The sequence below is a fragment of the Paenibacillus sp. O199 genome (genome assembly GCF_001636635.1).
GTDB classification, from domain to species: Bacteria; Bacillota; Bacilli; order Paenibacillales; family Paenibacillaceae; genus Paenibacillus; species Paenibacillus marchantiae.
On record NZ_LGRP01000012.1, the window covers coordinates 67,254 to 91,788 of the forward strand.

At 45.7% G+C, this 24,535-nt stretch carries 26 protein-coding genes and 1 riboswitch; of the genes, 12 read left to right on the plus strand and 14 right to left on the minus strand.

From position 1 onward, the window contains the following. Positions 1-86 precede the first annotated feature (86 nt). Entirely contained in the window at positions 87-833 is a 747-nt protein-coding gene (hemQ, locus tag A6049_RS18575; protein ID WP_063566107.1) for a hydrogen peroxide-dependent heme synthase, read from the plus strand. A 133-nt stretch (positions 834-966) separates the two neighbouring features. On the opposite strand, the gene A6049_RS18580 is transcribed toward hemQ, so the two are convergent. Together A6049_RS18580 and A6049_RS18585 are read right to left on the minus strand one after the other, a co-directional pair. Beyond that, on the minus strand, positions 967-1,221 hold the full coding sequence (locus A6049_RS18580; protein ID WP_024632648.1) for a hypothetical protein: 255 nt from the start codon (positions 1,219-1,221) through the stop codon (positions 967-969). Next, positions 1,218-2,411, minus strand: coding sequence for an NAD(P)/FAD-dependent oxidoreductase (locus A6049_RS18585; RefSeq protein ID WP_024632649.1), 1,194 nt, complete (start codon positions 2,409-2,411; stop codon positions 1,218-1,220). The genes A6049_RS18580 and A6049_RS18585 overlap by 4 nt, the downstream gene beginning before the upstream one ends. A 534-nt stretch (positions 2,412-2,945) precedes the next feature. Here A6049_RS18585 and A6049_RS18590 point away from each other — a divergent pair. Both A6049_RS18590 and A6049_RS32960 read left to right on the plus strand, forming a co-directional pair. After that, positions 2,946-3,920: an NAD(P)/FAD-dependent oxidoreductase gene (locus A6049_RS18590; protein ID WP_211754064.1), complete on the plus strand. Its 975-nt coding sequence runs from the start codon at positions 2,946-2,948 to the stop codon at positions 3,918-3,920. An 84-nt stretch (positions 3,921-4,004) separates the two neighbouring features. Beyond that, positions 4,005-4,256, plus strand: a complete 252-nt coding sequence (locus tag A6049_RS32960; RefSeq protein WP_072735483.1) for a hypothetical protein — start codon at positions 4,005-4,007, stop codon at positions 4,254-4,256. Between the two features lie 21 nt (positions 4,257-4,277). Here the strand turns inward: A6049_RS32960 and sda are convergent, their stop codons facing one another. Together sda and A6049_RS18600 are read right to left on the minus strand one after the other, a co-directional pair. Next, the gene (gene sda, locus A6049_RS18595) at positions 4,278-4,421 is read right to left on the minus strand and encodes a sporulation histidine kinase inhibitor Sda (protein WP_024632651.1); all 144 of its coding nucleotides are present in this window, start codon (positions 4,419-4,421) and stop codon (positions 4,278-4,280) included. 355 nt (positions 4,422-4,776) lie between these two features. After that, positions 4,777-5,436: a YheC/YheD family protein gene (locus A6049_RS18600; RefSeq protein ID WP_063566108.1), complete on the minus strand. Its 660-nt coding sequence runs from the start codon at positions 5,434-5,436 to the stop codon at positions 4,777-4,779. A 236-nt stretch (positions 5,437-5,672) separates the two neighbouring features. Here A6049_RS18600 and A6049_RS18605 point away from each other — a divergent pair, with 236 nt between their 5' ends. Continuing rightward, positions 5,673-5,927, plus strand: coding sequence for a hypothetical protein (locus tag A6049_RS18605; RefSeq protein WP_063566109.1), 255 nt, complete (start codon positions 5,673-5,675; stop codon positions 5,925-5,927). 26 nt (positions 5,928-5,953) lie between these two features. Further along, on the plus strand, positions 5,954-7,480 hold the full coding sequence (locus A6049_RS18610; RefSeq protein ID WP_063566110.1) for a Ppx/GppA phosphatase family protein: 1,527 nt from the start codon (positions 5,954-5,956) through the stop codon (positions 7,478-7,480). Here the strand turns inward: A6049_RS18610 and ppk1 are convergent. After that, positions 7,440-9,521, minus strand: a complete 2,082-nt coding sequence (gene ppk1 / locus A6049_RS18615; RefSeq protein ID WP_063566111.1) for a polyphosphate kinase 1 — start codon at positions 9,519-9,521, stop codon at positions 7,440-7,442. The genes A6049_RS18610 and ppk1 overlap by 41 nt on opposite strands. 247 nt (positions 9,522-9,768) lie before the next feature. Here ppk1 and A6049_RS18620 point away from each other — a divergent pair, with 247 nt between their 5' ends. From A6049_RS18620 to A6049_RS18630, 3 genes are all read left to right on the plus strand, one after another. Beyond that, positions 9,769-9,996: a hypothetical protein gene (locus A6049_RS18620; protein ID WP_063566176.1), complete on the plus strand. Its 228-nt coding sequence runs from the start codon at positions 9,769-9,771 to the stop codon at positions 9,994-9,996. Between the two features lie 416 nt (positions 9,997-10,412). Then, positions 10,413-11,393, plus strand: a complete 981-nt coding sequence (locus tag A6049_RS18625; RefSeq protein WP_231952713.1) for a glycoside hydrolase family 53 protein — start codon at positions 10,413-10,415, stop codon at positions 11,391-11,393. Between the two features lie 486 nt (positions 11,394-11,879). Next, a complete protein-coding gene (locus tag A6049_RS18630) occupies positions 11,880-12,389 on the plus strand; it encodes a hypothetical protein (RefSeq protein WP_063566112.1) in 510 nt (169 codons plus the stop codon). Between the two features lie 102 nt (positions 12,390-12,491). Here A6049_RS18630 and A6049_RS18635 read toward each other — a convergent pair whose 3' ends face one another. Together A6049_RS18635 and A6049_RS18640 are read right to left on the minus strand one after the other, a co-directional pair. Beyond that, positions 12,492-13,133, minus strand: coding sequence for an NAD(P)-dependent oxidoreductase (locus A6049_RS18635; RefSeq protein WP_063566113.1), 642 nt, complete (start codon positions 13,131-13,133; stop codon positions 12,492-12,494). 218 nt (positions 13,134-13,351) lie between these two features. Further along, a complete protein-coding gene (locus tag A6049_RS18640) occupies positions 13,352-13,708 on the minus strand; it encodes a HesB/IscA family protein (protein WP_063566114.1) in 357 nt (118 codons plus the stop codon). 628 nt (positions 13,709-14,336) lie between these two features. Between A6049_RS18640 and mqnE the strand changes: the two genes are divergently transcribed. Together mqnE and A6049_RS18650 are read left to right on the plus strand one after the other, a co-directional pair. Beyond that, a complete protein-coding gene (mqnE, locus tag A6049_RS18645) occupies positions 14,337-15,443 on the plus strand; it encodes an aminofutalosine synthase MqnE (RefSeq protein ID WP_063566115.1) in 1,107 nt (368 codons plus the stop codon). Positions 15,444-15,650: 207 nt separating this feature from the next. Further along, on the plus strand, positions 15,651-16,712 hold the full coding sequence (locus A6049_RS18650; RefSeq protein WP_063566178.1) for an NAD(P)/FAD-dependent oxidoreductase: 1,062 nt from the start codon (positions 15,651-15,653) through the stop codon (positions 16,710-16,712). On the opposite strand, the gene A6049_RS18655 is transcribed toward A6049_RS18650, so the two are convergent. After that, positions 16,709-16,963, minus strand: coding sequence for a YuzB family protein (locus A6049_RS18655; protein ID WP_063566116.1), 255 nt, complete (start codon positions 16,961-16,963; stop codon positions 16,709-16,711). The two genes, A6049_RS18650 and A6049_RS18655, sit on opposite strands and share 4 nt — an antisense overlap. An 80-nt stretch (positions 16,964-17,043) precedes the next feature. Between A6049_RS18655 and A6049_RS18660 the strand changes: the two genes are divergently transcribed. Beyond that, positions 17,044-17,289, plus strand: coding sequence for a NifU family protein (locus tag A6049_RS18660; RefSeq protein ID WP_024632664.1), 246 nt, complete (start codon positions 17,044-17,046; stop codon positions 17,287-17,289). A 68-nt stretch (positions 17,290-17,357) separates the two neighbouring features. On the opposite strand, the gene A6049_RS18665 is transcribed toward A6049_RS18660, so the two are convergent. After that, the gene (locus tag A6049_RS18665; RefSeq protein ID WP_063566117.1) at positions 17,358-18,137 is read right to left on the minus strand and encodes an SDR family oxidoreductase; all 780 of its coding nucleotides are present in this window, start codon (positions 18,135-18,137) and stop codon (positions 17,358-17,360) included. Positions 18,138-18,461: 324 nt separating this feature from the next. Here A6049_RS18665 and A6049_RS18670 point away from each other — a divergent pair, with 324 nt between their 5' ends. Next, on the plus strand, positions 18,462-19,460 hold the full coding sequence (locus A6049_RS18670) for a DUF2167 domain-containing protein (RefSeq protein ID WP_063566118.1): 999 nt from the start codon (positions 18,462-18,464) through the stop codon (positions 19,458-19,460). A gap of 185 nt (positions 19,461-19,645) precedes the next feature. On the opposite strand, the gene A6049_RS18675 is transcribed toward A6049_RS18670, so the two are convergent. From A6049_RS18675 to A6049_RS18695, 5 genes are all read right to left on the minus strand, one after another. Next, positions 19,646-20,482 (minus strand): MetQ/NlpA family ABC transporter substrate-binding protein, encoded by an 837-nt coding sequence (locus tag A6049_RS18675; RefSeq protein ID WP_053783256.1) that lies wholly within the window; start codon positions 20,480-20,482, stop codon positions 19,646-19,648. A 79-nt stretch (positions 20,483-20,561) separates the two neighbouring features. After that, the gene (locus A6049_RS18680) at positions 20,562-21,221 is read right to left on the minus strand and encodes a methionine ABC transporter permease (protein WP_063566119.1); all 660 of its coding nucleotides are present in this window, start codon (positions 21,219-21,221) and stop codon (positions 20,562-20,564) included. Next, positions 21,222-22,256: a methionine ABC transporter ATP-binding protein gene (locus A6049_RS18685; RefSeq protein WP_063566120.1), complete on the minus strand. Its 1,035-nt coding sequence runs from the start codon at positions 22,254-22,256 to the stop codon at positions 21,222-21,224. Positions 22,257-22,383: 127 nt separating this feature from the next. Then, positions 22,384-22,525: riboswitch (SAM riboswitch) on the minus strand. Between the two features lie 130 nt (positions 22,526-22,655). Continuing rightward, on the minus strand, positions 22,656-23,384 hold the full coding sequence (locus A6049_RS18690) for a Cthe_2314 family HEPN domain-containing protein (protein ID WP_063566121.1): 729 nt from the start codon (positions 23,382-23,384) through the stop codon (positions 22,656-22,658). A 212-nt stretch (positions 23,385-23,596) separates the two neighbouring features. Next, positions 23,597-24,535 carry a COX15/CtaA family protein gene (locus A6049_RS18695; RefSeq protein WP_063566122.1) on the minus strand — a complete coding sequence of 313 codons (939 nt, stop codon included), beginning with the start codon at positions 24,533-24,535 and terminating at the stop codon, positions 23,597-23,599.

Here is a 24,535-nt window from a genome sequence, read left to right on the forward strand (position 1 = left end):
CCTGTTGGGATACAATGAAGACGATAAAGTACTCAACCGTCCCTTACCGGGATTTGGAAATATAACCTGCAGGAGGAATCAATTCAATGAACGAAGCCGCATCAACACTGGAGGGCTGGTACGCCCTGCACGACTTCCGCTCGATTAACTGGGCCGCCTGGAAAGCAGCCGATGATGAGGAACGCGCCGTAGCACTGGACGAGCTTCAGGCATTCTGGAAGGAATGGAAAGCAGTAGAGGATTCATCCAAAGGAAGCACTGTCGTTTATACCGTTGTGGGACAGAAGGCTGACCTTGTCATGATGCACTTGCGTGAAACGCTGGAAGATCTGAAAGCCGTTGAGAACGCGTTCAACAAAACAATGTTTGCCCAATACACCACCAAATCATATTCTTATGTCAGTGTAGTGGAATTGAGCAATTATCTTGGCAAAGAGGGCGAAGACCCTATGCAAAACCCGGAAATTATCGCCCGTCTCAAACCGGTCCTGCCACAGCGGCAATACATCTGCTTCTACCCGATGAACAAAAAACGCGAGCTGAACGACAACTGGTACATGCTGTCGATGGACGAGCGACGTACGATGATGCGCAGCCACGGCATGATTGGTCGCAGTTACGCTGGCAAAGTGAAACAAATCATTACCGGTTCCGTTGGTTTCGACGACTGGGAATGGGGCGTTACGTTGTTTGCGGATGATGCACTTCAGTTCAAGAAGCTCGTTTACGAGATGCGTTTTGATGAAGTCAGTGCCCGTTATGGCGAATTCGGCTCTTTCTATGTAGGAAGCCTGCTGAACGAAGGAACATTGGAAGAGATGCTCAAGCTATAAATCGGATAAATTACAAAAAGCACCGCGATACCTCCATTAAGGAGAGGATCAGCGGTGCTTTTACTTTTTCGAATGAATATGAAATGTTCAATAATAAATGGATGACTCATGATCTTTGGGATAACGTGAATGCTTAATCCTGATCCTCTTCATCAACCGCTTTCAGAGATTCCAAAAACTCAGCCGTTGCCCGGTCACGGTCACGTCCCTTCTCCTTAAGCCGCTCAATGGCAGGCAAAATGAGAATATCAACTTCCTTCTGAACGATATAAGCCAGATCATACTGATCCTGTTCCTCCAGATAACCGCCAACCTGCATCAGGGCGTTGTAACGATCCAGTTCTTCGCGTGTGAGTAATCCTCTGACCTGAACACTGCAATGTCTCATCCAAAAAACCGCCCTTTCTTCAGAACCAAAGGAATGCCACCGATGATAAACAAGTACCGGAGATCCACCAGCTTTTTCAGCTGAGCCGCCTTCCATCCCTTGTATTTCTTACCGCCTACGACGGCGATAGCTTCACCTTTCCCCAGTGACGCAACCGTACCTTTACTTGTAAACACAAAAGGTTGAGGCTGCTTTTTGCGGATGGCAGCGACAACGTTTTTGGCACAGTTAACACCTTGCTGCATCGCGATCTGAGCTGTTGGTGGATATGGACGCCCTTCGTTATTGAAAACCAGTGAATTGTCACCGATGACATAGACGTGCTCATGCCCTGGGGCACGAAGAAATTCATCGACCTTCACCCGTCCGCGCATCACTTCAAGACCTGCCTGCTCAAGCAGGGCGTTTCCACGAATACCGCCGGTCCATACAACCGTTGCTGCATCGAGTTTTTCTCCTTCACCCACAATGACTCCGTCTGGCAGACATTGTTTGATCGGAACACCGATTTTAAAAGTAACACCTTTTTTCTTCAACACGTTCATTGCATGCTCAACCAGTTCTGGATCAAAGCCCGGCAGAGCTGAAGGCGCTGCTTCCACATTATAGATGTGCACATTTTTGGGATTCACGTCGAACTCCTTGCAAAGCTGAGGAATTCGATCCGCAAGTTCAGCCACGAATTCGACACCACTGAAGCCAGCCCCACCCACAACAAAACGAATGCGGTTACGTTTATTATCGTTTTTGTACATAGCAAACTGATATTCGATATGTTCGCGAATCATTCTGACCGAGTTAATGCTGCGAATCGTCATGGCATGATCGAGCATGCCTGGAATACCGAAGGTCTCCGGTTCCCCACCCAATCCAATAATCAGATAATCATAGGATAACGTGCCATCCTCCAGAATAATCTTCCGATCCTGCAGGCGGATCTCTTTCACCGAGGATTTGACCAGATCAATCTTGAACTCGTCAATCAGCTTCGAAATCGGGACCCTTGCATGTTCAATGGTATCTGTGCCGGCTGCCGGCATATGTAGATGTGTAGTGATATAATGATAATCATGCCGGTTCACCAATGTGACATCGGCCTCGTTATAGTTCAATTCCTTCTGCAGCCGCTGGGCTGTCAGAATCCCGCCATAGCCCGCGCCGAGGATGACGATTTTGGGAATACTGCTCATGTCTATACCCCTTCCGGTTTCGTTGCATCAGCCATTCGATTGTTTTGTTGTAAAAAGGCTCTTACTTACCCATATTGATGAGGTCTTATCCATTATGACGACAAATGTTAACTTCGCGAATTTATTTGAACTTTTTGCATGCAAGTTATCGATTAAAATTGTGAAATTATACACAAGATTCAACAAAACGCGGGTATTGTCTTCACATTACAAATTGGGGCTAAATTAGACAAAAAAACACATAGTACAGGTCAAGGATATCTGTATTTCTGGCAAAGATCAAGGTTTTTTTTGTTATTTTTCATAACCTTTCATTTCCAATTTCATCCTATTCTCACCTGATCTTCATCTATTGTTCCCAGATTCATCAAACTGCCAACTTTGCAACCCAGTTTACACCGTTTATAATGAGAAAGACAGTTCAGCAACAAACGCTGGTTACCATACGTACCCGGCTTTATTATTTCTGTTAACTACCTATTAAAATAAGAAAGGTGTTGTTGATTCTTGACTGCACAAACTGCCGGTCATGACATGACCGATTTACTTATTATTGGTGGCGGCCCTGCGGGTCTGTTCGCCGCGTTTTACGGAGGGATGCGTCAGGCATCTGTTACTCTGGTTGAAAGTATGCCACAACTTGGTGGACAACTTGCCGCCCTCTATCCCGAAAAATTCATCTATGATGTAGCCGGGTTCCCGAAAGTTACCGCTCAGGAGCTGGTGAATAACTTGGTGGAGCAAATGAGCCATTTTAACCCGAACATTCGTCTTGAGGAAAAGGTTGTATCCGTAGAGAAATTAGAAGAACGTCACTTCGTCGTAAAAACCGATGTGAATGAGTATCACGCCAAAGCCGTAATTATCACTGCAGGTGTGGGTGCATTCGAACCCCGTCGTCTGGAGCTTGAGGGTGCGGCCAAATTCGAAAAAACCAATCTGCACTACTTCATCAGTGACCTGAATGCCTTTGCAGGCAAAAAAGTACTGATCAGCGGTGGCGGTGACTCCGCTGTAGACTGGGCGCTTATGCTTGAGCCAATCGCTGAGCAAGTAACCCTGATTCATCGCCGCGACAAATTCCGCGCGCATGAGCACAGTGTCGAAAACCTGATGAATTCCAAGGTGAACATCGTTACACCTACCGAAATTACGGAGCTTCATGGTGAGGACAGCATTACCAAAGTTACTTTGGCTCACGTTAAAACCAAGGAAACACAGGAAATTGAAGTCGATGATGTAATCGTCAATTTCGGCTTTGTCTCTTCCCTGGGACCTATTGCAGAATGGGGCATCGAAATTGATAGCAATTCCATCGTGGTCGATTCCCGCATGGAAACTTCGATTCCGGGTATCTATGCTGCCGGAGATATTACAACTTATCCAGGCAAGCTGAAGCTGATTGCTGTCGGATTCGGTGAAGCACCAACCGCAGTGAACAATGCCAAGGTTTACTTCGACCCAGACGCTAAGTTGTCCCCGGGACACAGCAGTAACATGAAGCGCTAATTCCTTATGGAATCAAATAGAACATAAAAGACACAAAAAAGGGTATCTTACTCCTGAATGAATTGAACATCAGGAGGGATACCCTTGTCTTATATATGCCCGCTGTGTAACGGTCTGGTTGTACCGGAGCAGGCTTGTCCCCACTGCCTTCAGGGACTGTCAGAATGCGGCAAATTGGACGATTACACCGGACCATACAGCCCCTACGTCATTCACACTTCCTCTGACACGGCAGACGAAGCCGAAAACGTTTGCAATCATATGATGTACTGTCACCATTGTCAGACAAGCACGCTATGGCCTGTCAATCTATGGGACATGTCCGGAAACCTGTAGCATTGCCTGCAATGAGGATCTCTAGTGAAGAATGGCAGATACGTCGGTACCCAGTTTGCGCTTATGGATTTCTGCCAACAGCAGTGCGATGAAATCTCGTTCGAGATCCAACTCAATCGCCTTATGGTAGGAATCCAACAACATCTCATCGGATAACATAGCCATTTCCCGCCACAACCTTTCCTTTTTTTTCCTCAAAACTATCATATCAGAGATTTATAAAGAGAACAAGCGTTCTTGTTATCCACAACGTTATGTGGAAATCCTGTGTATAGTTTGTTGATAAATGGTAAAAATGTTGATTGATCAACGTGGATAGTGTGGACAGTATTTATACACAGGATCGTAGCTTACCGAACAGAACGATTATCAGAGCATTTTTTTTAGAATAAATTCATAGTTTCAAGAGTTGATGCGAGTAAATTACCCTTAATTGTTAAATTTCAAACGTTTTCCATCTAGTTTCCTACTATATTACTATCGGATTTTCTTTGGATTTTTTTAGCTTTTTTAACCATTTTCATTGCGGTCTGGTGTTCACTTCCAAAATCCATATCTTGCCTGAATGATCCAGTCCATAATCGAAGCCGAGCTGCCCCACACCTGGGAACTGACTTTCCATGATATGTGTACAGGTGAGTGTCAGTGAACGCATCTCGCGACGTTTATGTTTACCGGAAATATGAGGTAAGGACAGAGCGAGCGCTCTCCTACCGGACAGCATCGTCCCTCCTTTGCTAAGATTGGTCACGACAAGTCCCGGACGAGCGAGCCGTCCCACCATAGAACGGAATACCCAGCCTCTTTCCGTCTTGACAACTTTGACTCTGTAATCGATTGGTCTGCCTTGAATGGTTGCGAGATGAATGCCTTGTTGAATAAGGTATCTCCGTCTGGCTTTTACACGGATTAGGGAGCGGTACATCTGATCAAACTGAGTAAATGAACGGGTTATCTTCATATGAGTGTAACGATAGGCTCCTCCGCTTCCTGATACTCTAATGACACCGTAACCTCCACCACCGACAACAGGTTTGATATACACCATTCCATAATGACTAAGCATGTTTAGCAGATTCCCCGAGTTGAACGCCTTCGTCTGTGGAATGTGGACAGCAGCTACCGGATATTTTAACAGCGCCGCTGTCTTCAGCCATTTGCTTGCAAGCTGTCTCGACATGGGTTGATCTCCTTTCGTGAACAATAGTCCTTCCTTATACATACTCAACAGAAGCCGTGCTTTCTTGGATGTCTGTCCAAGGCTGGGGCCCCTTTTCCGTTGATATAGTCCATCAGCTTGGTTCAAGGCCGGAACAGGCGCCTGGTTTGCTTTTCAAACGCATCAATCTATCGTATGCTACTAAGGAATGGTTTGGAGAGGCTTAAATATGAGGATCTAAGGAGCGTTCAGAAGACATGGAATCATTTTTTAAATCACTGTATGGCGTAGCCTATTTTGCAATTTCTATCGTTCTGGTAGCCATTACGGTACTTCTATTCGTTACAGGTATTCGACTGTTTATGAAGAAAAGCAATCGCGGTTTTGCTGTAAGTTGTATTCTGTTTGCCTGCTTTATCGTCTTCATCATTGTGGTCATGCTGACCACGCCCTTCTCCTCGACGCCTCCGGGTTCACCGGAAGCCATGGCTGCCTTGCTAAAAGTCGGGTAGATTAACCTCTGTAGAAGGAGATGCTTATGACACATAACGAAATACTCGGAATCATCGATATCGGCTCCAATTCCATTCGTCTGGTTATTTATGAACTCGACCAGGATGGAGCCTATCGCATCATTCATGAAGACAAATATGCCGCTCGTCTAAGCAATGTGGTTGAACAAGACGGAACCATCCTGCGACATTCACTGGATAAGGCCATTACGATTTTGCGACAATTCAGGGCTACTTGCGAAGCATATCAAACCAAGCTTATCCGCGCTGCAGCCACGGCTGCGATTCGAAATGCAGGCAATGCCCCAGAAATTATAGGTTGGTTGGAAGCCGAGACGGGACTTACCATCGAATGTGTATCCGGCGATCAGGAAGCCTATTACGGTTTCCTTGGAGTCACTCAATCGATTGATCTGGCAGATGGTTATGTCGTGGATATTGGCGGTGGCAGTACCGAGATCACTGTATTCCGTGATCGAAAAAGACTGCACAGCATCTCTCTGCCTATTGGTGCGGTTAACTCTCATGCCCGTTATGGTGGAGAAGATCAGTGGACTGAGGAAAATGCAGCTGCGCTATGTAATGAAGTTATACAGGCATTGAGCGGTCAGGATTGGATCAGACAACATCCCGGACTACCTCTTATTGGACTTGGTGGCACCATGCGTACACTGGCCAAAGTGGAGCAGAAGAGAACACAATATTCACTACCGGTTACGCATCATTATGAAATCGGTGCAGAAGAGATGGAAAATATCGCTCGTTCTTTGCCACATCTAACCTCGGCACAGCGCAAGAAAGTACCCGGACTGGCCAAGGATCGTGCCGATATTATTGTTCCAGGTGTACTCATATTGCGGACGGTCTTCCGAATCATCCAAGGGGATCGTTATGTCGTGAGCGGAGCGGGATTACGCGATGGTTTGCTAAGGGATCTCCTTGCTGAAGGTAAGCCAGTCGTGCCAGATGCGCTGCGGGACAGCATTCGCAACTTCATTCATTTTGGTCCACCCATTCCGGAGAAACGTCTGAATCGGATTCACCATGATGCACTTACTCTGTATACTGCCCTACAAGGTAATGCTCCCGATCCAGCGGATACCCGAATTCTGTATACGGTCTCCATGCTGCACATGGCTGGAAAACAGATTAACTACTTCCGGTATCCCCAGCACTCGGCTTATTGGATCATGAATGCAAGCATCTACGGACTATCTCACCGGGAGACCATCCTGAGTGCTGTTGCAGCCGATTATCATCCAAAAAAAAGAACGCCCCAGCTGCTGCATAAGCACAAGGACATTCTCAAGGATTCGGACGAACGGCATGCCCATCGTTTGGGCTCTCTGCTGCGCGTGACTGAAGCGATTAATCGATCTGAAAGTATAACCGCCATAAAGGCGGCAAAAGAAAACGACTCGCTGCAGATGCAATTCATCTGTACAGCCGAGCCGTTACTGGAACTCAGTGGCCTTGACGATGCCGTCAAGGATTTACAGGAAGCTTGGGGAGTTACGTTAACGCACTCCATTCAGCAGGCTTCCAGGGAATAATGCCCATCGCCTCCGTCTGACTTCTCAGCGGGGGCTTTTCATTTTGTACAAAAACATAATTGCCGCCAGGCATAAGCTCTCTTGCCTTCACATTATCCATGAGCGACAGATTCAATATATCGACCAGCATCTTCTTCAACTCCGGATCAAACACGGGACACATCAGTTCTATTCTCCGCTTCAAATTACGGGTCATCCAGTCTGCGCTGGATAGATACACATCCGGGTTCCCGCTATTTTCAAAATAAAACAGTCTGGAGTGTTCCAGAAACCGGTCCACGATGCTGATTACCCGAATATTCTCGCTAAGTCCTTCTACCCCGGGACGCAAGCAGCATACACCGCGCACGATTAGATCGATCTGTACTCCAGCTTGAGATGCCAGATACAATTCATCAATGATATCCTGATGGGATAAGGAATTGATTTTGGCAATAATCCTGGATGGTCTTCCCTTGAAGGCATGCTCCCTTTCCCGACGAATGAGCGCGAACAGTTCATCCTTCATGCCGTCAGGGGCGACGCGGAATGCTTGCAACGCTTTGGGTCCTGAATATCCGGTAATCTCATTAAACAATTCCGATGCATCCTCACCAATGATGGGATTGGAGGTAAACAGTCCTACATCGGTGTATATTTTGGCCGTACTTTCATTATAGTTACCTGTTCCAACATGCACGTACCTTCTCAGACCACTCTGTTCCCTGCGTACGACGAGAATAATCTTGGCATGAGTCTTTAATCCGACCAATCCATATACGACATGACAACCTGACTTCTCCAGCGTGCGGGCCCATGCAATATTCCGTTCTTCATCAAATCTGGCTTTTAATTCAACAACAACCGTCACCTGTTTGCCGCTCTCGGCTGCATGAGCCAGTGCGGGGATGAGACGGGAATCCCCATTCACCCGATATAACGTCATCTTGATCGCCATCACACGCGGATCTTCCGAAGCTTCCACAATAAAGTCCGTTACCGGTTCGAACGATTCGTATGGATGATGCACGAGCACGTCCCGTTTACGCAGCAGTTCAAAGTGACTTTCCCGAGGAAGGAACTCCAGAGGATACACAGGCTGTACCGGACTATATTTCAAATGAGAGAAGCCTTCCAGACTATCTACAAACCCGGCCAGAAAGCTCAAATCCAGTGGTCCATCGATCTCATACATAGGGTCTTGAATATCGAACTCTTCCTGCAACTCTAGCAACGCATCCGGGCGGAAATCCTTACAAATTTCCAGTCTTACCGGTGCTCCCCGGCGTCTGCGTCGCAGCTCCTTCTCAATTGCTTCAAGCAAATCCTCAGCTTCTTCTTCATTAATGGAAAGATCCGCATTGCGGGTCACCCTGAATTCCTGTACAGCCAGCGGCACATATCCGCTGAACAAGGTATGAATATGATGTTTGATGAGATCTTCAATCAGAATGAACGTTTTCTTTTTACTATTCGCCCTTAAAGGCGCCTGAACTACGCGCGGCAGATTGGAAGGCACCTGAACGATAGCCAAAAATGGCTCGCCCTCCTGCTCTTCTTCCTTCTGCAGCATCACGGACAGATATACAGATTTATTGTGTACCAGTGGGAATGGCCGGCTCGAATCGATCGCCATCGGTGTTAAAACCGGGAAAATGATCTCATGAAAATACTGGTCCATTGCTCGCTGTTGGGTCATATTCAGATCGGTATATTCCTGGAAATTCACGCCTTTCTTGGCGAGAAGACGAATGAGCTCCCGATAGGTTTTATATTGCTCGGCGACCATGGTCCCCGTTCGTTTAATCAATCTACGGTACAATCCGGCAGGGGTGTAGCCAGTAAAATCCTTTTGCGTAAATCCAGCCTTGATCTTCTCTTTCGTCTCCGCTACCCTTACACTTACGAACTCGTCCAGATTACTGGCGACAATACCAAGAAACCTCATGCGTTCCAGCAGAGGTGTTGTTGGATCTTGCGCCTCCTGAAGCACACGACGATTGAATTCTACCCAACTTAAATCACGGTTAACGTAGTTACCTGTTTTGACATCTCTATGCATGTATGGCCTCCGAATTTGTTACATATCTATTCTTGGTTAGATGTTATGAACTAATTGTACTATTCGTGATTGGCTACAAGCGTCAGCGTAGTGTAAACGCTATGTAAAATTTATGTAAATGATACCTCATGACGATAACTTTTTCCATCCCTTTACAAAGAGCAGGAGACAGAGTAAAGTGATTTACAGTGTAAAATGTCCGGTTGCTGTCCACATTCTAAAATTGTTTTTGTTAAAGGAGTATATAATGAAATCGAATAAACCTAGAACGTTACAAAAAAATATAGAGTTTTTCACGGCTGCACTATCCCAATGCACGGTAACCGCATGGCAGGAAGATCCAGCTGGCGTATATTGTGAAGTGGGTCGCGGCATCGTAGAGCAGATCAGCGAAGACAGCGTGAGATTTCGCAACGATAACGGTACAAAGAGTCATTATGATCGGGATATCACGATGTTCCAAACCGAAAAATAAATTTTTCGTAAATATGAAAAAAAGACTAGCTTTCCGTAAAAGAGTGATGTATACTCTTGGCACAAGGAAAGGAGGTGCGTCAACATATCTAATCACATGTTGAACGTGTCCCTTACCCGATCCACTAGCTCAAATTAACTGATTCTGGTGGAGGCGCGGGATACGGATCAAGGTTTCAAAAAGCGCCACGGGTAGAAAAGCCGTCTTCGGACGGCTTTTTGTTTTGTCTTTTTTGGGGAGAGGTTGAAAAAACAACCAAAATATTGGAAATGGACCCTGTAGCTGAGTAAACAATGCTCGCTATAATTAGGTTGCAACTCAACCCATATTCGAGGAGGCATATTGTAATGTCCAAAAATGTAAGGGGTTTCAAAACATCCATCGCTCTGGTCTTTGTTTTGTTATTCACCTCCATTATGCTGCCGGCAGGCCAGCATGCCAGTGCTGCACCGAGCTTCGCCAAAGGAGCCGACATCAGTTGGGTGCCCGGGATGGAAGCGCAAGGCTACAAATGGAAAGACAAAAACGGCGTACAGCGTGATATTATTGATATTTTGAAAAATGATTACCAGATCAACTCCGTTCGTATTCGTGTCTTTGTTAATCCTTCGAACGATTATGGTAACGGTTACATGAACAAAGATCGTGCAGCTGCGCTGGCCCTGCGTGCCAAAAATGCAGGCATGAGTGTCATGCTGACGCTGCATTACAGTGATTCCTGGGCTGATCCGGGTCAACAAACGAAACCTGCAGCCTGGAAAAACTACACGTTCCAGCAGCTGATGGATGCTGTATGGAATCACACGCGTGAAGTTATGACGGCCATGCAGAGCAAAGGCGTAACCCCGGACTGGGTACAAATCGGTAACGAAACAAGCAACGGTATGTTATGGGAAGATGGAAAAGCATCCACCAACATGAAAAATTATGCGTGGCTGGTGAATACGGGCCATAATGCCGTAAAATCCATCAGCACCAGCACCAAAACAATCGTTCACTTGGCGGGCGGAGACGATAATGCCCTCTATGTATGGAATATCGGTGGTCTGATCGATAACGGTGCCAACTTTGACATGATTGCCATGTCCCTCTATCCTTCCGCTTCCGGCTGGAACACGGCTGTTACCAATGCTGTGAACAATGCCAAGGATCTGATCAACCGGTATGGTAAGGAGATTATCGTATCGGAAATCGGGATGGATAATACGCAACCGGCAGCCGGTAAAAGTTTTGTCGCAGCGATGAAAACGCAATTCCGCAACCTGCCAAACAGCAAAGGTAAAGGCGTATTCTATTGGGAGCCTGAAGCAACGCCGGGCTACAACGGTGGTTACAGCAAAGGTGCATGGCAGTCTAACGGCTTGCCGACCGTAATGTTGGAAGGATTTATCGACTAAACACAGGGATAAGTATTTTAAGAGCGGCAGGTGGCGTTACGGGTACGGATCGTTCTTCTGATCGCTGTTATCCCCGGATTTTTTTGAATGTCCTATTTCATAGGACAAAATCCGGGGATAAAGGCGAACGCTACCGCTTCTACAGAATCGATTTCGTCCCCTCCACTACGCACGCCGCTTATGAGACAATTCTAAAATGTGTTTAGTAGAAATTTGGGGTAGTAAAAAGAAAAGGCGCTGCTTCCGTTGGGAGTAGCGCCTTTTTTTGAGAGTTGTAGTGAGTTGTTTGGGTTGGATGCTTTAAGCTAGGCTAGGTGGTTTGCTTCTTCAACTCAGTTAGATCGAATTCGTTGAATTGGTTTCATGTTAATTAGGAACGCTTGATGAATCTGAACGTAAATAGTCTTATCGCTCATATACTTATATAATATAAGATATAGAATTCAGACAGCACATGTGCAACCTTATTTCAAAGGTGGGGAATATATGGGATTTTTAAAAGAACTGGGTCAGTTTGCTGGAGAAGTTACCGGAAAAGTACTCGGCGGCACTGTCCGAGTGGCTGGAGAACTTACAGGCAGTCCATTCATTAAAGAAATTGGTAATGGCGTAGAAAAAGCTACGATTAATACAGGGAAAACCGTAGGACAACTTGCCAGCGGTACATATGATATGGCGAGTGGTGTGATCAGAAAAGACAACACAACTTTAGACGCCGGACTTGCCGATATTGGAGGAGCTGTTTCCAATACAGCTATAGGCGTAGTGGTATCAGCTAAGTATGTGTATAACGGTGGCAAAGATGTTGTTGTCGGCATGAAAGACGAGGACATGGAGAGAGTTAAGCTCGGGGCCAAGAATCTAATTGCCGCTGCGGCAGTCACTACATTGGCTGTAGGACTCGTTGAGGTTGTAGATGGTGTTGAAAGTATGGAGTCGGCAGAGTCCGTAGAATTGATAGAAAATCCAAATACAGATGACGTTACACCTTCCTAGCATCGAGGATTACAGAATTCAACTTTACAAAAAAAAAAAAAAAATGGACGCTAATCATTATAATGATTGGCGTCCATTTTCATCTCTTTCAGTTCAAATCAATTACTTCGCTTCGCCTACAACCGTAAAGCGTTCGTTCTTATGCTGCGGGTTTTCGATCTCATCGACCAAAGCGATGGCATAGTCAGCATAGCTGATGTAGCTGTTGCCTTCACTGTTCACCAGAATCTGATCTTTACCCGATTGGTATTTGCCTGTGCGTACACCCTCTGGATTGAAGAATCCCGCCGGGCTCAGGAACGTCCATTGGATACCTGAAGAAGCTTGCAGATCCTGCAAGTTTTTACCCTGGTTGGTCGCTGTTGCTTTGTATGCATCAGGGAATCCAGGGGAGTCTACAACACGCAAGGTTTGAGTTTCATCTGTGAACAGACTGCCTGCACCACCAACAACGATCAAACGAGTATTCGGCGCCTCTTTCAGAATGTTAATCAAGGCTTGTCCTGCTTCCACATGCAGATTCTCTTTACCGGCTGGAGCACCGAAAGCATTGACGATCACGTCGAATGATTTGGCATCCTCTGCCGTGAGGTCGAATACATCTTTTTCAAGTACATTCAGACTTATATCTTCCACTTTGGATGCATTACGAACGATCGCAGTCACTTCATGCCCTCTATCCAACGCTTCTTTCAAAATCAAATTCCCTGCTTTGCCTGTCGCGCCAATAATTCCAATCTTCATCATAATCTCTCCTTTGGTTAGGTTCTGTTAAATTTCATAATGTAACTATATTAGTTACAACATAACTTGTCAACTTCACCTCTCTATAAAAAAGCGTCCAGGTGCCCTCTTAATATGAACAACCAAAATACATACCAAACCACCACGCAAAAAAAAAAGACCTCCATAACGTGATTAGTACAAGACTAATCCGCTATAGAGGCCGCAATTCACAAATATTAACAATCTTTATCCGGTACGCCTGCTTCTTCTCTCGTCCGGAAGGATGAGCCACAGCCGCATGTTGCCACTGCGTTCGGGTTGTGAATGGTGAAACCACCGGACATGCCGGATTCTTCAAAATCAATTTCCAGTCCATTCAAATATTTCAGGTTTTCCTTCTCTACAACAACCTTCATGTTCTGAATATCCATATAGAGGTCCTCATCGGACTCTTTATCGTCAAAGCCCATGGCGTACGAAAATCCGGTACAACCGCCCGGTGCTACGCCAAGACGCAAGAACATACCAGGTGTCTCTTGCTGCTCAAGCATTTCTTTCAATCTGTCTGCAGCCGTTTCGCTGATGCTAATCATGCCAGGTCACTCTCCTTTTTCATATATAATCATGTTCAAAAAGGGCGCTTTTCAGTACCAAGAAGATGGGATGAAGATAGAAATGGAGTAGCGGAGCGTAGGCAAAACTACGTGAGCAACGGACATTTCGGCTGAATCCCATATTCGACGCTGAGATGCCGCTAGGCATCCTTCGTAATCAAAGGCGTACTTTTTGAACAACCTTTCGTTAACTCTTCTTTAAATTATACTCCACCCCGTCAAGGGGCTCAAGTCATCTTTGCCTGTTTCCGCGTTCCCCCTTAACTCCTTTTTCTTCCCAGTGTATTGAACCCCCGGGACACGAGGTTTATAATGAGTAGGTGATCGCTTTGAAATGTCGATATTTTGTCATGACTTATTCAGGCGATGGTCATATATAGAGTTGTAATTTTTTTCACATTTCGAGACTGTACGCAGTCCCCAATGCATATAGAGTCACAAGACTCATTTTGATGAAAAATCAGCTTTACGTACGCAGCATAGGCTGCACCGGGTAAATAAGAGTTAGTCCATATAAGAAGCGGCAGATGACCGCATCTTTTCTATGTAGTTCTGTAAGTAAGTCCTACACACAACTCGATTCCGGTTAAGAATAGGAGGATACAAAATGTCTACATTGGTAACACCGTTCACAGACAAAAGAATGGCTGAAATCGTTGAGAAAGTGCAGAACGGCGTAAGGCTGACCGTAGAAGACGGCGTTTATCTGTATGAAACGGATGATCTGCTGACTTTGGGCCAACTGGCCAATGAGGCCAACCTGCGTAAGAATGGCAAGAAAGTTTATTTTATTGAAAACATGAGCCTTTATTTTACCAACGTATGCGAAGCCCACTGTGCTTTCTGTAACTTCCGCAAAGATCAGGGCGAAGATGGCTCTTACACGTTGTCCGGTCAAGAAATGATCGATTACGTAGAACAGCATATTCACCCAGGTGTACGCGAGTTCCATATTGTAGGCGGACATAACAACCATGTTCCTTTTCAATATTATGTCGATTCCTTGCGTGCTTTAAACGAGAAATATCCGGACGTTACGTTGAAAGCCTACACGGCTGCCGAGATTGATTTCTTCACCCGCATCAGCGGACTAAGCATCAAGGAAGTACTGCAAGAACTGCAAAAAGCAGGTCTGAAATCACTGACTGGTGGCGGCGCTGAGATCCTGTCCGATGAATACCGCAAAAAAATGCGTGTAAACAAAGCGAACGTTGACCGTTATCTGGAAGTGCACCGTACTGCTCATCATTTGGGCATGCGTACCCATACCACGATGCTTTATGGATCCATTGAGTCCTATGAGGATCGCGTGAACCATATGGTACAAATTCGTGAACTGCAAGATGAGACCAACGGATTCATGGTATTTATCCCGCTCTCCATGCAGCCGAAAAGCAAAAACGCCAGCATCATGCGTCGTAACTCCGCATACGAGGATCTCAAAACGATTGCGATCAGCCGTCTGATGCTGGATAACATCGATCATATCAAAGCATACTTCATCAACATCGGTCCACAGCTGACTCAAGTCGCCCTTGGATTCGGTGCTTCGGATGCACACGGAACTATCGTTCGCGAACGGATTAGTCATGCAGCAGGCGCACTAACGCCTGAAGGCCTCACCCGCAAAGAGCTTATATGGTTAATTAAGGGTGCTGGACGCATTCCGGTTGAACGTGATACGTTCTACAATGAAATTCAAGTGTACGAATAGCATGTAGTATGAGCATCATTCCCATAAGCGACTTTCATTCAACTCGGGAGCGTTTGGCATGGAGTGGTGCGGATTACTGAAACATATGCCCATTTTCAATCATTTCAAATCCAGATTAAAAAAACAGGAGCAGCTATGTTATTGCATAGCTGCTCCACAGGTTACAGCCCCGTTCACACGGGACTGATGCAGAAAGGAAGCCGAGTCATGAAAAATTTCGTCATTCTCGGAGGCGGCTACGGTGGCCTCACGATTATCAAGGAACTTCTGGAAGGCAAGATCCCGTCAGATACACAAATCGTGTTGGTGGACCGCAGTCCCTTCCAAGGATTGAAAACTGAATATTACGCACTCGCAGCAGGGACCGTATCCGATTATGACCTGCGTATCCAATTTCCAGTCAGCGACAAAGTCACTTATCGTTACGGAGAAGTAACTTCGATTGACTTGGAACAGCGTCAGATTGAATTTGAAGGACAGGACCCTTTGGAGTATGACAAGCTCGTGATTGGACTTGGATGTACAGACCGATTCCACAATACGCCGGGAGCCGAGGAATATAGCTGTACGATTCAAAGCTTTAGCAAAACACGGGAGACCTACCTTCGTCTTAACGAAGTCAAAGCTTATGGTAACGTGCATATCGTCGGCGGTGGATTGAGCGGCGTCGAGATCGCTGCCGAGCTTCGTGAGAGCAGACCGGATCTGAACATCAGCATCCTGGACCGTGGTGAACGTGTATTATCCGCTTTTCCGCAGCGCTTGTCCGCTTATGTTCATGAATGGTTTGGTGAACATCAGGTCGAGACACGTGGGCATATTGCCATTTCCCGACTTGAACCGAACGCCATTTTCAACCGGGATGAAGAAATTCTGACGGATGCGGTAGTCTGGACTGCCGGCATTCAGCCCGTAAAAGTCGTACAAGATCTCGATGTGACCAAGGATCCACAAGGTCGTGTCGTACTGAACGAATATTATCAAATTCCAGAATATACCGATGTTTATGTAGTAGGTGACTGTGCCAGCGTGCCTTATGCACCAAGCGGTCAGGCTGCCGAAGTACAGGGTGAACAAATCGCCCATATTCAGCATGCCCTCTGGAAAGGCGAAAAGCCCAATCCGCAGCCACTCAAGCTTCGTGGCACACTCGGTGCACTCGGCAAGAAGGCTGGATTTGGGCTGATGGGCAAAACGTCCATGATGGGACGTGTGCCACGTATTCTAAAAAGCGGCGTGCTCTGGATGTCCAAGCGTCATCTCGGTTAATCGAGATCCAGCTCATCCCAGGCATCGGCTTCGGCAATTTTGGCCAATATAGCGTTATATAAATCCTCCACTTTGTCGGTGATGACAAGCTCGCCATTCACCAGTGCAAATGGAGTCATGTAACATTGGCCGCAGTTGCTGAGGCAGCCGTATTCTATCACATCATAGTCTGGATTTTCTTCCAGTTGATCCATGACTTCATCTGTGCCAAAATGCATATTATTGGCACAAAATTCAATAATCGGTCTCATGTAGGTTCACCTGCTTTGTTTGACCATTTTAATTTGTGGCCAATTGTAATATACTATAGTGAGGAAAGGAGTTGAAAAAAATGAGCGAAAACGCACAAAGCACCATGTATGATGAGGTATCTGAAGTGCTTGACAAACTTCGTCCGTTCCTGCAACGCGATGGCGGTGACGTGGAACTGGTCGACGTGGAGGACGGCATTATTAAGCTGAAACTGGTCGGTGCCTGCGGCAGCTGCCCAAGCTCCACCATTACCTTAAAAGCCGGGATTGAACGCGCCCTTCTCGAAGAAGTTGAGGGTGTCGAAGAAGTCGTACAAGTATTCTAATCAATCCTTCACGAAATAAACCTCAAGAGCCTTTCGCTTCACATGAAGCGGAGGGCTCTTTTTTTGTGCTATGCATCCTCACGCTGTATGTTAGGACGAATCGGGTCAAGTCCTCCAGATACATCCATAATGTTACCTGTTATAAAATCGGAATGATCCAGACACAGATAGGTAATCACCCGCGCAATATCTTCACCGCTTCCAGGACGTCCTCTCGGCGTTTCCTCGTCGGTTATACCTACCATCTCATCAATCGTTTTCTCTTTGTTGGCACCGCGAATATCACCTGGACACACCATATTAACCGTAATGCCGTAGGGAGCTTCCTCTACAGCAAGTGTCTTTGTAAATGAAACCAGACCTACTTTCGCAGCAGCATAAACCGCCCGATGAGGCCATGACCTCGCTTCTCCTGCATGACTGAAGCCAAAATGTATTATTCGTCCCCACTGCTTGCGCCGCATCTCCGGCAATACACGCTGATCCAGCAGCATCGGCCCAAGCAGATTTCCTTGCACAAGCATCTGAACCTCATCTTCGGAATACTCGGCAAACAGTCGACGTTCACGGACAAAAGGACCCGCGTTGTTCACGAGAATATCAATGCTGCCCAGTTTCTCTTCGACCTGAGCAACGAGCATAGTGATCTCTTCTGTCTTGGAAATATCGGCCTGGACGGCAATACACCGCACACCCTTGGCTACAATCTGAGTCTTTAACGCCTCAGCCTCCGTACGGCTATGTACGTAATTCAGAGCAATATGGCAACCCTGATCCGCCAGACTGAGGGCCGTCATTTTACCAAGACCTTTGGCACTTCCCGTTATGAGGGCAATCTTTCCCTTCACGTTCATCCCCCTCTTCAAAGAGCAGTCACTCATCCAGTATAAAAGATTTATCATCCCCCCACAACTCGCGTTTCCCACCAATCTGTACCATTTGCAAAAAAGTGTAAATTAAGGACTAAATACTTATCTTTCAAACCACTGAAATAAAATGAATTAGGTCTTTTGTAGGAAAATTAACCCTTTATCTCCAGAATTACCTTGTCTGGTCTGGATGCCTGTGTTAATGTCGATAAGTCCTTATTTTCTTATGAATATAACGACACAATACATATGTTCATGTAAATGACAACATTGCATGACACCTTCGAAAGGAATACAGCGTAAATGAAAAGATGGTTAGCCTCTCTACTCGCAATTTTGCTTATCGCCTCATTTCAAGCTCCATTCTCGACCACAGCATCTGCAGAAAGTGAAAGCAATAGCTCCACCGAAGATTATCAATGGATTGATGGGCCTTCAGACGTAGTCCTTGATAACAAAGCAACATTAAACGTAGCTGAAAATCTCTCCTATCTCGATGCAGCTAACACCCAAAGGTTCCTGGAAGACACGGACTCCTTCCCCAATGGAACGGAAATTGGAAGTATCTATGGCGCCGGCGAAAACTCCAACTGGTATGTTATCTTTGAATATAACGATACCGGTCATGTCGATGATAGTGAGAAAGACGATCTGAATGCCGATGAACTGCTCGATAGCTATAAAAGAGGTACAGAAGATCAAAATGAGAAAACAACACCCGAAAATCAATTGTTTATCACCGGATGGGAAATTGAGCCCACCTATGACAGCAGCAAACATCAATTGATCTATTCTCTTGGTCTTGAGGATGCAGAGCGGGAAAAACTCGTCAATTATAATGTGAATGTACTCACCCGCGAAGGATACATCGGTGTTATCCTCGTTACGGATAGTGCCAATTTTGAAGAAAATCGCAAACAGTTTGAAAGCTCCGTGCTTAACCAGCTCAACGTGATCAAAGGAAATACCTATGAAGAGTTTGATGCATCCGTAGACAAAAAATCAGAACTTGGCCTGACCAGTCTGATTCTCGGTGGTGCTGGTGTAGCTGTAGCTAAGAAAGTTGGATTATTGCTTTTACTTAAGAAAGGATGGTTTGTCATCGTGGCCGCTATTGTTGGTGCTTTCGGATGGATTCGTCGCAAGCTGACCGGCCGCAAAAAAGATGCTGACCCAGGAGATCAGAATTCGCTATCTCCTGCAGAGGAAGCTTACCAACAGCATGCTGCTGGACAGGAGTCCGCAGGCTCTGATAGCCAACAGACAGATGGACATTCAGATACTGATCCGAATAAACGTTAAGCTTATAAGTAAAGCACTTATAGTATTCCTACATCGAAGTGCTCTTACCTCAAAACGTTCTCTTTAACATGATGTACAAAACAAAAAGCCCTGCATTCTCCATAAAGAGAATGCAGGGCTTTCTTTAGTAGTTCCATAACAAGTGGAGCCGAGTATACAATATATTTTCAGCTTAATCGTTCAGCTTAAAACGCCGGTTCTACAGCACCTTGATAACGTTCTTTGATGAATGTTTTAACCTCTTCGGAATGCAGGGCTGCAGCCAGTTTTTGAATGGCATCTGCATCTTTGTTATCTTCACGGGATACGAGGATGTTTGCATAAGGGTTACCTTGAAGATCCTCAATCAGCAGTGCATCCTTCTCTGGGTTCAGATTGGCTTCCAGCGCGTAGTTGGCGTTAATGAAGACCAGGTCTGCTTCATCCAGTTGACGAGGCATCATGGCTGCATCCAGCTCGATGATATTCAGATTTTTCGGATTGGCTGTAATATCCTGAATCGTAGAAGTGATATTTGTGTTGTCTTTCAGCGTGATAAGTCCTTCTTTTGCAAGCAACAACAGTCCACGACCGCCGTTGGATGGGTCATTAGGAATGGCTACTTTTGCGCCGTCTTTCAACTCATCCAATGATTTGATTTTTTTGGAATAGCCAGCAAATGGCTCAACATGCACAGGTGTTACAGCAACGAGATGGAAACCACGTTCTTTGTTCTCTGTATCCAGATAAGGTTGGTGTTGGAAAAAGTTCGCATCCAGTTGTTTATCTTCAAGCTGTTGGTTCGGTTGAACATAGTCATTGAAAGTCACGATTTGCAAGCGAATGCCTTCAGCTTCGAGTTCAGGCTTGATGCTTTCCAAAATTTCTGCATGTGGTGTAGGGGATGCTCCCACTTTCAATTCTACGGTGCGCGGTGCGCCTCCAGCATTATCAGCGCCGCTGTCGGAATCCTTGTTGTTTCCGCAAGCCGCTAGAACCGCAATCAGCATAATACTAAGTAGAGCAAAAGACCATTTTTTCATGTGTAAAACCCCTTCTCCAATAAATTTTTTTGCATTTTGCCCCAAATCGATACCGAATCAGGTAAATGCTATATATGTGTTATTTCCTGGTGAACCATTTAACCAAACGATCGCCAGCCATCTGAAGCACTTGCACCAGAATGATCATAAATACAACGGATATAATCATAATTTCATTCTGATAACGGAAGTATCCGTAGTTGATTGCCAATGTTCCCAGACCTCCACCACCAACCATCCCCGCCATCGCCGTGTAGGAAACTAAGGTAACGATTGTAATGGTGATACCAGCTATCAGACCCGGCAATGCCTCTGGCAGAAGCACACGCCGTACAATCTGTCCGGTTGAAGCTCCCATCGCCTGTGCGGCTTCAATGACGCCACGATCCACTTCACGCAGTGTAGTTTCCACCAACCGGGCAAAGTATGGAGCTGCGGCAATGACGAGTGGTGGTATAACGCCCAATACTCCTGTAGCAGTGCCAACCAGTGAACGCGTAAACGGAATGAGTGCAACAATCAAAATGATAAATGGCACTGATCGCAGAATATTTACAATAAACGATAGTATCGTGTACACCACTTGAGATTGAAGCGAAGTCGACCTTGCCGTCATAAACAGCAATACGCCTAGCGGCAAACCAATGATTATCGTGAATAGGCCCGATGCTCCGAGGATTTGCAGTGTTTCAATTGAAGCCTTACCGATTTCTTCCCAACGTACTGTTGAAAAATCCATTTAACGAAGCACCTCCACATCAAGTCCCTGATCCACTAATTCTTTAATGGTGAGATTGATCTCATCTGACTGCCCCTCAAACCGAACGGTCAGCTGTCCATAGGGAACTTGTTTGATCGTTGAAATGGTGCCTTGCAAAATGGCGAAATCCACTCCTGTTTTGCGAACCGTTCTGGACAAAATCGCCTCATAGGTTTTATTGCCCAGGAAGGATATTTTCACAAGCTTAGAAGATCCATCCTTCTGTAATGAGACATCTGCACTCGCCAGAGCGGTCTCTTCTAATGCAATTCCCACCTCATGGTCCCGCATCATAAAGTCACGCGTAATGGCATGCTGCGGCTTGAGGAATACTTCCGTCACTGGCCCTTGCTCCACGATGCCTCCCTGATGGATAACCGCCACCTGATCACAGATATTCTGGATCACGTGCATCTCATGGGTGATTAGAACAATCGTGAGATTATACTTTTCATTGATATCCAGCAATAACTTCAGAATCGAATCAGTTGTCTGGGGATCAAGTGCCGATGTGGCCTCATCACACAGCAGCACGTTCGGATCACTCGCGAGCGCTCTCGCAATACCTACCCTTTGCTTCTGTCCGCCTGACAGCTGGGCCGGATATTTATTGCTGTGGTCCTCCAGTCCAACCAATGCGAGCATTTCCTTCACTTTTCGATCAATTGCAGCCTTGGGCGTATTAACGAGCTTTAAAGGAAAAGCCACATTGTCATATACCGTAGCTGAGGATAACAGATTAAAGTGTTGAAAAATCATGCCGATCTTACGCCGTTGTTGTTGCAAATCGGACTTATTGAGATCGGTTAGGTTGATTCCATCAACCCAAACCTCGCCTGCCGTGGGGCGTTCGAGCAAATTGATACAACGGATCAATGTACTCTTGCCTGCACCGGAATGACCGATAACTCCGAATATTTCACCCTTGCGGATATTCAAATTTAGTTCCGATAAGGCCGTCATACTTTTTGAGCCTTTACCGTACTTCTTGGTTAAACCTTTTAATTCAATCAAAATTACTGCTCCTTCCCACTGCCTACATGTATCTTTACCCGAATGAAAGGAAAACTCCCCTTTATCGTACAAAAAAAGAGCCCCTTTTGCAGAAACAAAAAGGGCTCTTCACGTGAAAGATTATACCTTCTCATCTGCCAAAATCGTGCCTTGCACCATTTTGTAGGAATTAGCACCTAACATCTATAAAGTATGACACAGCTGTCATGCAGTTATAAATCGGTTGCCGGGCTTCATCGGGCCTGTCCCTCCGCCGCTCTCGATAAGAAATATTTAATTTATAAGTTCAGTAGTAGTTATAATGTTAATGTCATAAATGTTAATTCCATCTAACTGTCGATCAGGAACTCAGTATAATCCAAGTATTCCGATTTGTCAAAGGCAAATATTACTATCCAATCAGTTCGTCGGTTGATTCATTACCTGCTTATGCCACTTCTCGTTGATGTAGCCATACGCTGCTTTTAACGTCTCACATACCATATCCACACCCTGCCGGAGTTCCAAGAGATGCTGATCCAGGTCTTCCAGCTTCACTTTCCCTTGCAAAGTCTGGTGCAGCTGCCACAGATCATCCTGCATTTCGGAATTCATGTAATGAATCTCCATGTTTCGCCGTTTGCGCAATTTGCTCATTGGCTCACGATAAGAGTCCTTGATCCGGATTAGTTCGTTAGCAAGAACATAATGCAGCTTATCATATCCGAACTGTCTTAATACGGTGAAATAAGAATAATGAGTTTTAACATTGGTTGTATTCAGCTCAAATATTTCATTCAACACTGTACCTAACTTATCCAAAATGGCAAAACATCGGATGAAGCCATCCTTATAAAAATAGACGTAACGGGCATACTCCGCTTTTTCTAATAATGTCATATCATCCGTAGAGCCCGCTTTGACTTTCTGACGGAAATGGGAAGCTGCAAAACAGCTTTGTTCCAATTCATCCAGCGAAGAGATCAGTCCCTGGGTCCATATATACAGTTTACGAAAATCATGGGTAGGATCATGGTCCACATGCATCTGTCGCTGAAATAGCTCAAGCGTATCCGCCATCGCTTCCATCGCGTCCTTTAGTATCCCTTCGTTCTTACGCGGCTTTTCACCCAGCAACGTTCGCAGCATATATAGCCTCCTCTTTCCACTCTGCAGATCATCAAATTAATAATAATTCATCATATTAAACTAAATCGGAATCAGAGTAAACGTATGACCGCTGCTTACAATAGGGTGCCCTGACACACCTGACATCAAACAAAGTTCACCTGTCCAATGATGTACATCATCGGATGGTGAACTTCACTGGATTATCCCTGAACTACAATAATTCGGATATATTAGAACCGATTAACGGGCCGATGCAACTTGTACACCAGGAAACTCATATAGGTTAATACACCGAACAAAATAGCAATATCAAGCATATGCGCCAGCGCCACGAACATATACACTTCCGGACGATTCATCGTGAGCATCAGTCCAAAACCAATAACCACTTGCAACAAAACCAGCACAACAGAAATGACGCCAAGTGCTCTTAATTCCGTGTTATCCGGATGTTTGCGATACGCAAAATGACCGAGGATTGCAATGACGATTACTAATGAAACAGCTGCCACCCGGTGAGCAAAAGCAACAGCTACGCCTCCCGAGAGCTCAGGAATAATCTGCCCGTTACAGAGCGGAAAACCTGAACAGCCTCCAGCAGAATCCGTATGGCTCACAAATGCTCCAGTATATACCACGAGGTACGTATAGATCGTGGAAAACCACACCAGATTTCGGAACCCTTTGCTGACTCGCGGATATCGATTCAGTCGTTCCAATCCACCATGGCGAGCTTCCTGCCGAATACCAAGCGCCATCATCAATGAGCTGGCAAAAGCAATTAAGGCAAATCCGAAATGCAGTGCCATGACTGCGGAAGATTGGGAGAATACGACGGCAAAAGCACCCATGATTCCCTGGACAATAACAAATATCAGTGTTAACAATGAAAACAATTGCAGATCACGGCGTGATTTGCCAAACCGCAAAAATGCTACAAAAGAGGCTATGGACAAAAGCCCTGCCAGTGCGCTGACGGCGCGGTGGGAAAATTCAATTAGTGAGGCAACAGTATGTGCAGGCACAAGTTTTCCGTTACATAAAGGCCATTCTGCGCCGCAACCGAGGCCCGATTCCGTTCGGGTCACAACGCCTCCGCCAAATGTGGCCAGAAACATGACAAGACAGGTTAATACGGTTAACCATTTAAACAAGGTTAAGTGTTTCAA

Coding starts and splice junctions, on each gene's coding strand:
- A6049_RS18630 (WP_063566112.1), top strand. CDS start 11,880: ATGGGATTTTTAAAAGAACTGGGTCAGTTTGCTGGAGAAGTTACCGGA.
- A6049_RS18650 (WP_063566178.1), top strand. CDS start 15,651: ATGAAAAATTTCGTCATTCTCGGAGGCGGCTACGGTGGCCTCACGATT.
- A6049_RS18590 (WP_211754064.1), top strand. CDS start 2,946: ATGACCGATTTACTTATTATTGGTGGCGGCCCTGCGGGTCTGTTCGCC.
- A6049_RS18605 (WP_063566109.1), top strand. CDS start 5,673: ATGGAATCATTTTTTAAATCACTGTATGGCGTAGCCTATTTTGCAATT.
- A6049_RS18635 (WP_063566113.1), bottom strand. CDS start 13,133: ATGAAGATTGGAATTATTGGCGCGACAGGCAAAGCAGGGAATTTGATT.
- A6049_RS18680 (WP_063566119.1), bottom strand. CDS start 21,221: ATGGATTTTTCAACAGTACGTTGGGAAGAAATCGGTAAGGCTTCAATT.
- A6049_RS18625 (WP_231952713.1), top strand. CDS start 10,413: ATGCTGCCGGCAGGCCAGCATGCCAGTGCTGCACCGAGCTTCGCCAAA.
- A6049_RS18580 (WP_024632648.1), bottom strand. CDS start 1,221: ATGAGACATTGCAGTGTTCAGGTCAGAGGATTACTCACACGCGAAGAA.
- A6049_RS18675 (WP_053783256.1), bottom strand. CDS start 20,482: ATGAAAAAATGGTCTTTTGCTCTACTTAGTATTATGCTGATTGCGGTT.
- A6049_RS18655 (WP_063566116.1), bottom strand. CDS start 16,963: ATGAGACCGATTATTGAATTTTGTGCCAATAATATGCATTTTGGCACA.
- ppk1 (WP_063566111.1), bottom strand. CDS start 9,521: ATGCATAGAGATGTCAAAACAGGTAACTACGTTAACCGTGATTTAAGT.
- A6049_RS18620 (WP_063566176.1), top strand. CDS start 9,769: ATGAAATCGAATAAACCTAGAACGTTACAAAAAAATATAGAGTTTTTC.
- A6049_RS18585 (WP_024632649.1), bottom strand. CDS start 2,411: ATGAGCAGTATTCCCAAAATCGTCATCCTCGGCGCGGGCTATGGCGGG.
- hemQ (WP_063566107.1), top strand. CDS start 87: ATGAACGAAGCCGCATCAACACTGGAGGGCTGGTACGCCCTGCACGAC.
- A6049_RS18670 (WP_063566118.1), top strand. CDS start 18,462: ATGAAAAGATGGTTAGCCTCTCTACTCGCAATTTTGCTTATCGCCTCA.
- A6049_RS18690 (WP_063566121.1), bottom strand. CDS start 23,384: ATGCTGCGAACGTTGCTGGGTGAAAAGCCGCGTAAGAACGAAGGGATA.
- A6049_RS18600 (WP_063566108.1), bottom strand. CDS start 5,436: ATGTCGAGACAGCTTGCAAGCAAATGGCTGAAGACAGCGGCGCTGTTA.
- A6049_RS18640 (WP_063566114.1), bottom strand. CDS start 13,708: ATGATTAGCATCAGCGAAACGGCTGCAGACAGATTGAAAGAAATGCTT.
- sda (WP_024632651.1), bottom strand. CDS start 4,421: ATGGCTATGTTATCCGATGAGATGTTGTTGGATTCCTACCATAAGGCG.
- A6049_RS18610 (WP_063566110.1), top strand. CDS start 5,954: ATGACACATAACGAAATACTCGGAATCATCGATATCGGCTCCAATTCC.
- A6049_RS18660 (WP_024632664.1), top strand. CDS start 17,044: ATGAGCGAAAACGCACAAAGCACCATGTATGATGAGGTATCTGAAGTG.
- mqnE (WP_063566115.1), top strand. CDS start 14,337: ATGTCTACATTGGTAACACCGTTCACAGACAAAAGAATGGCTGAAATC.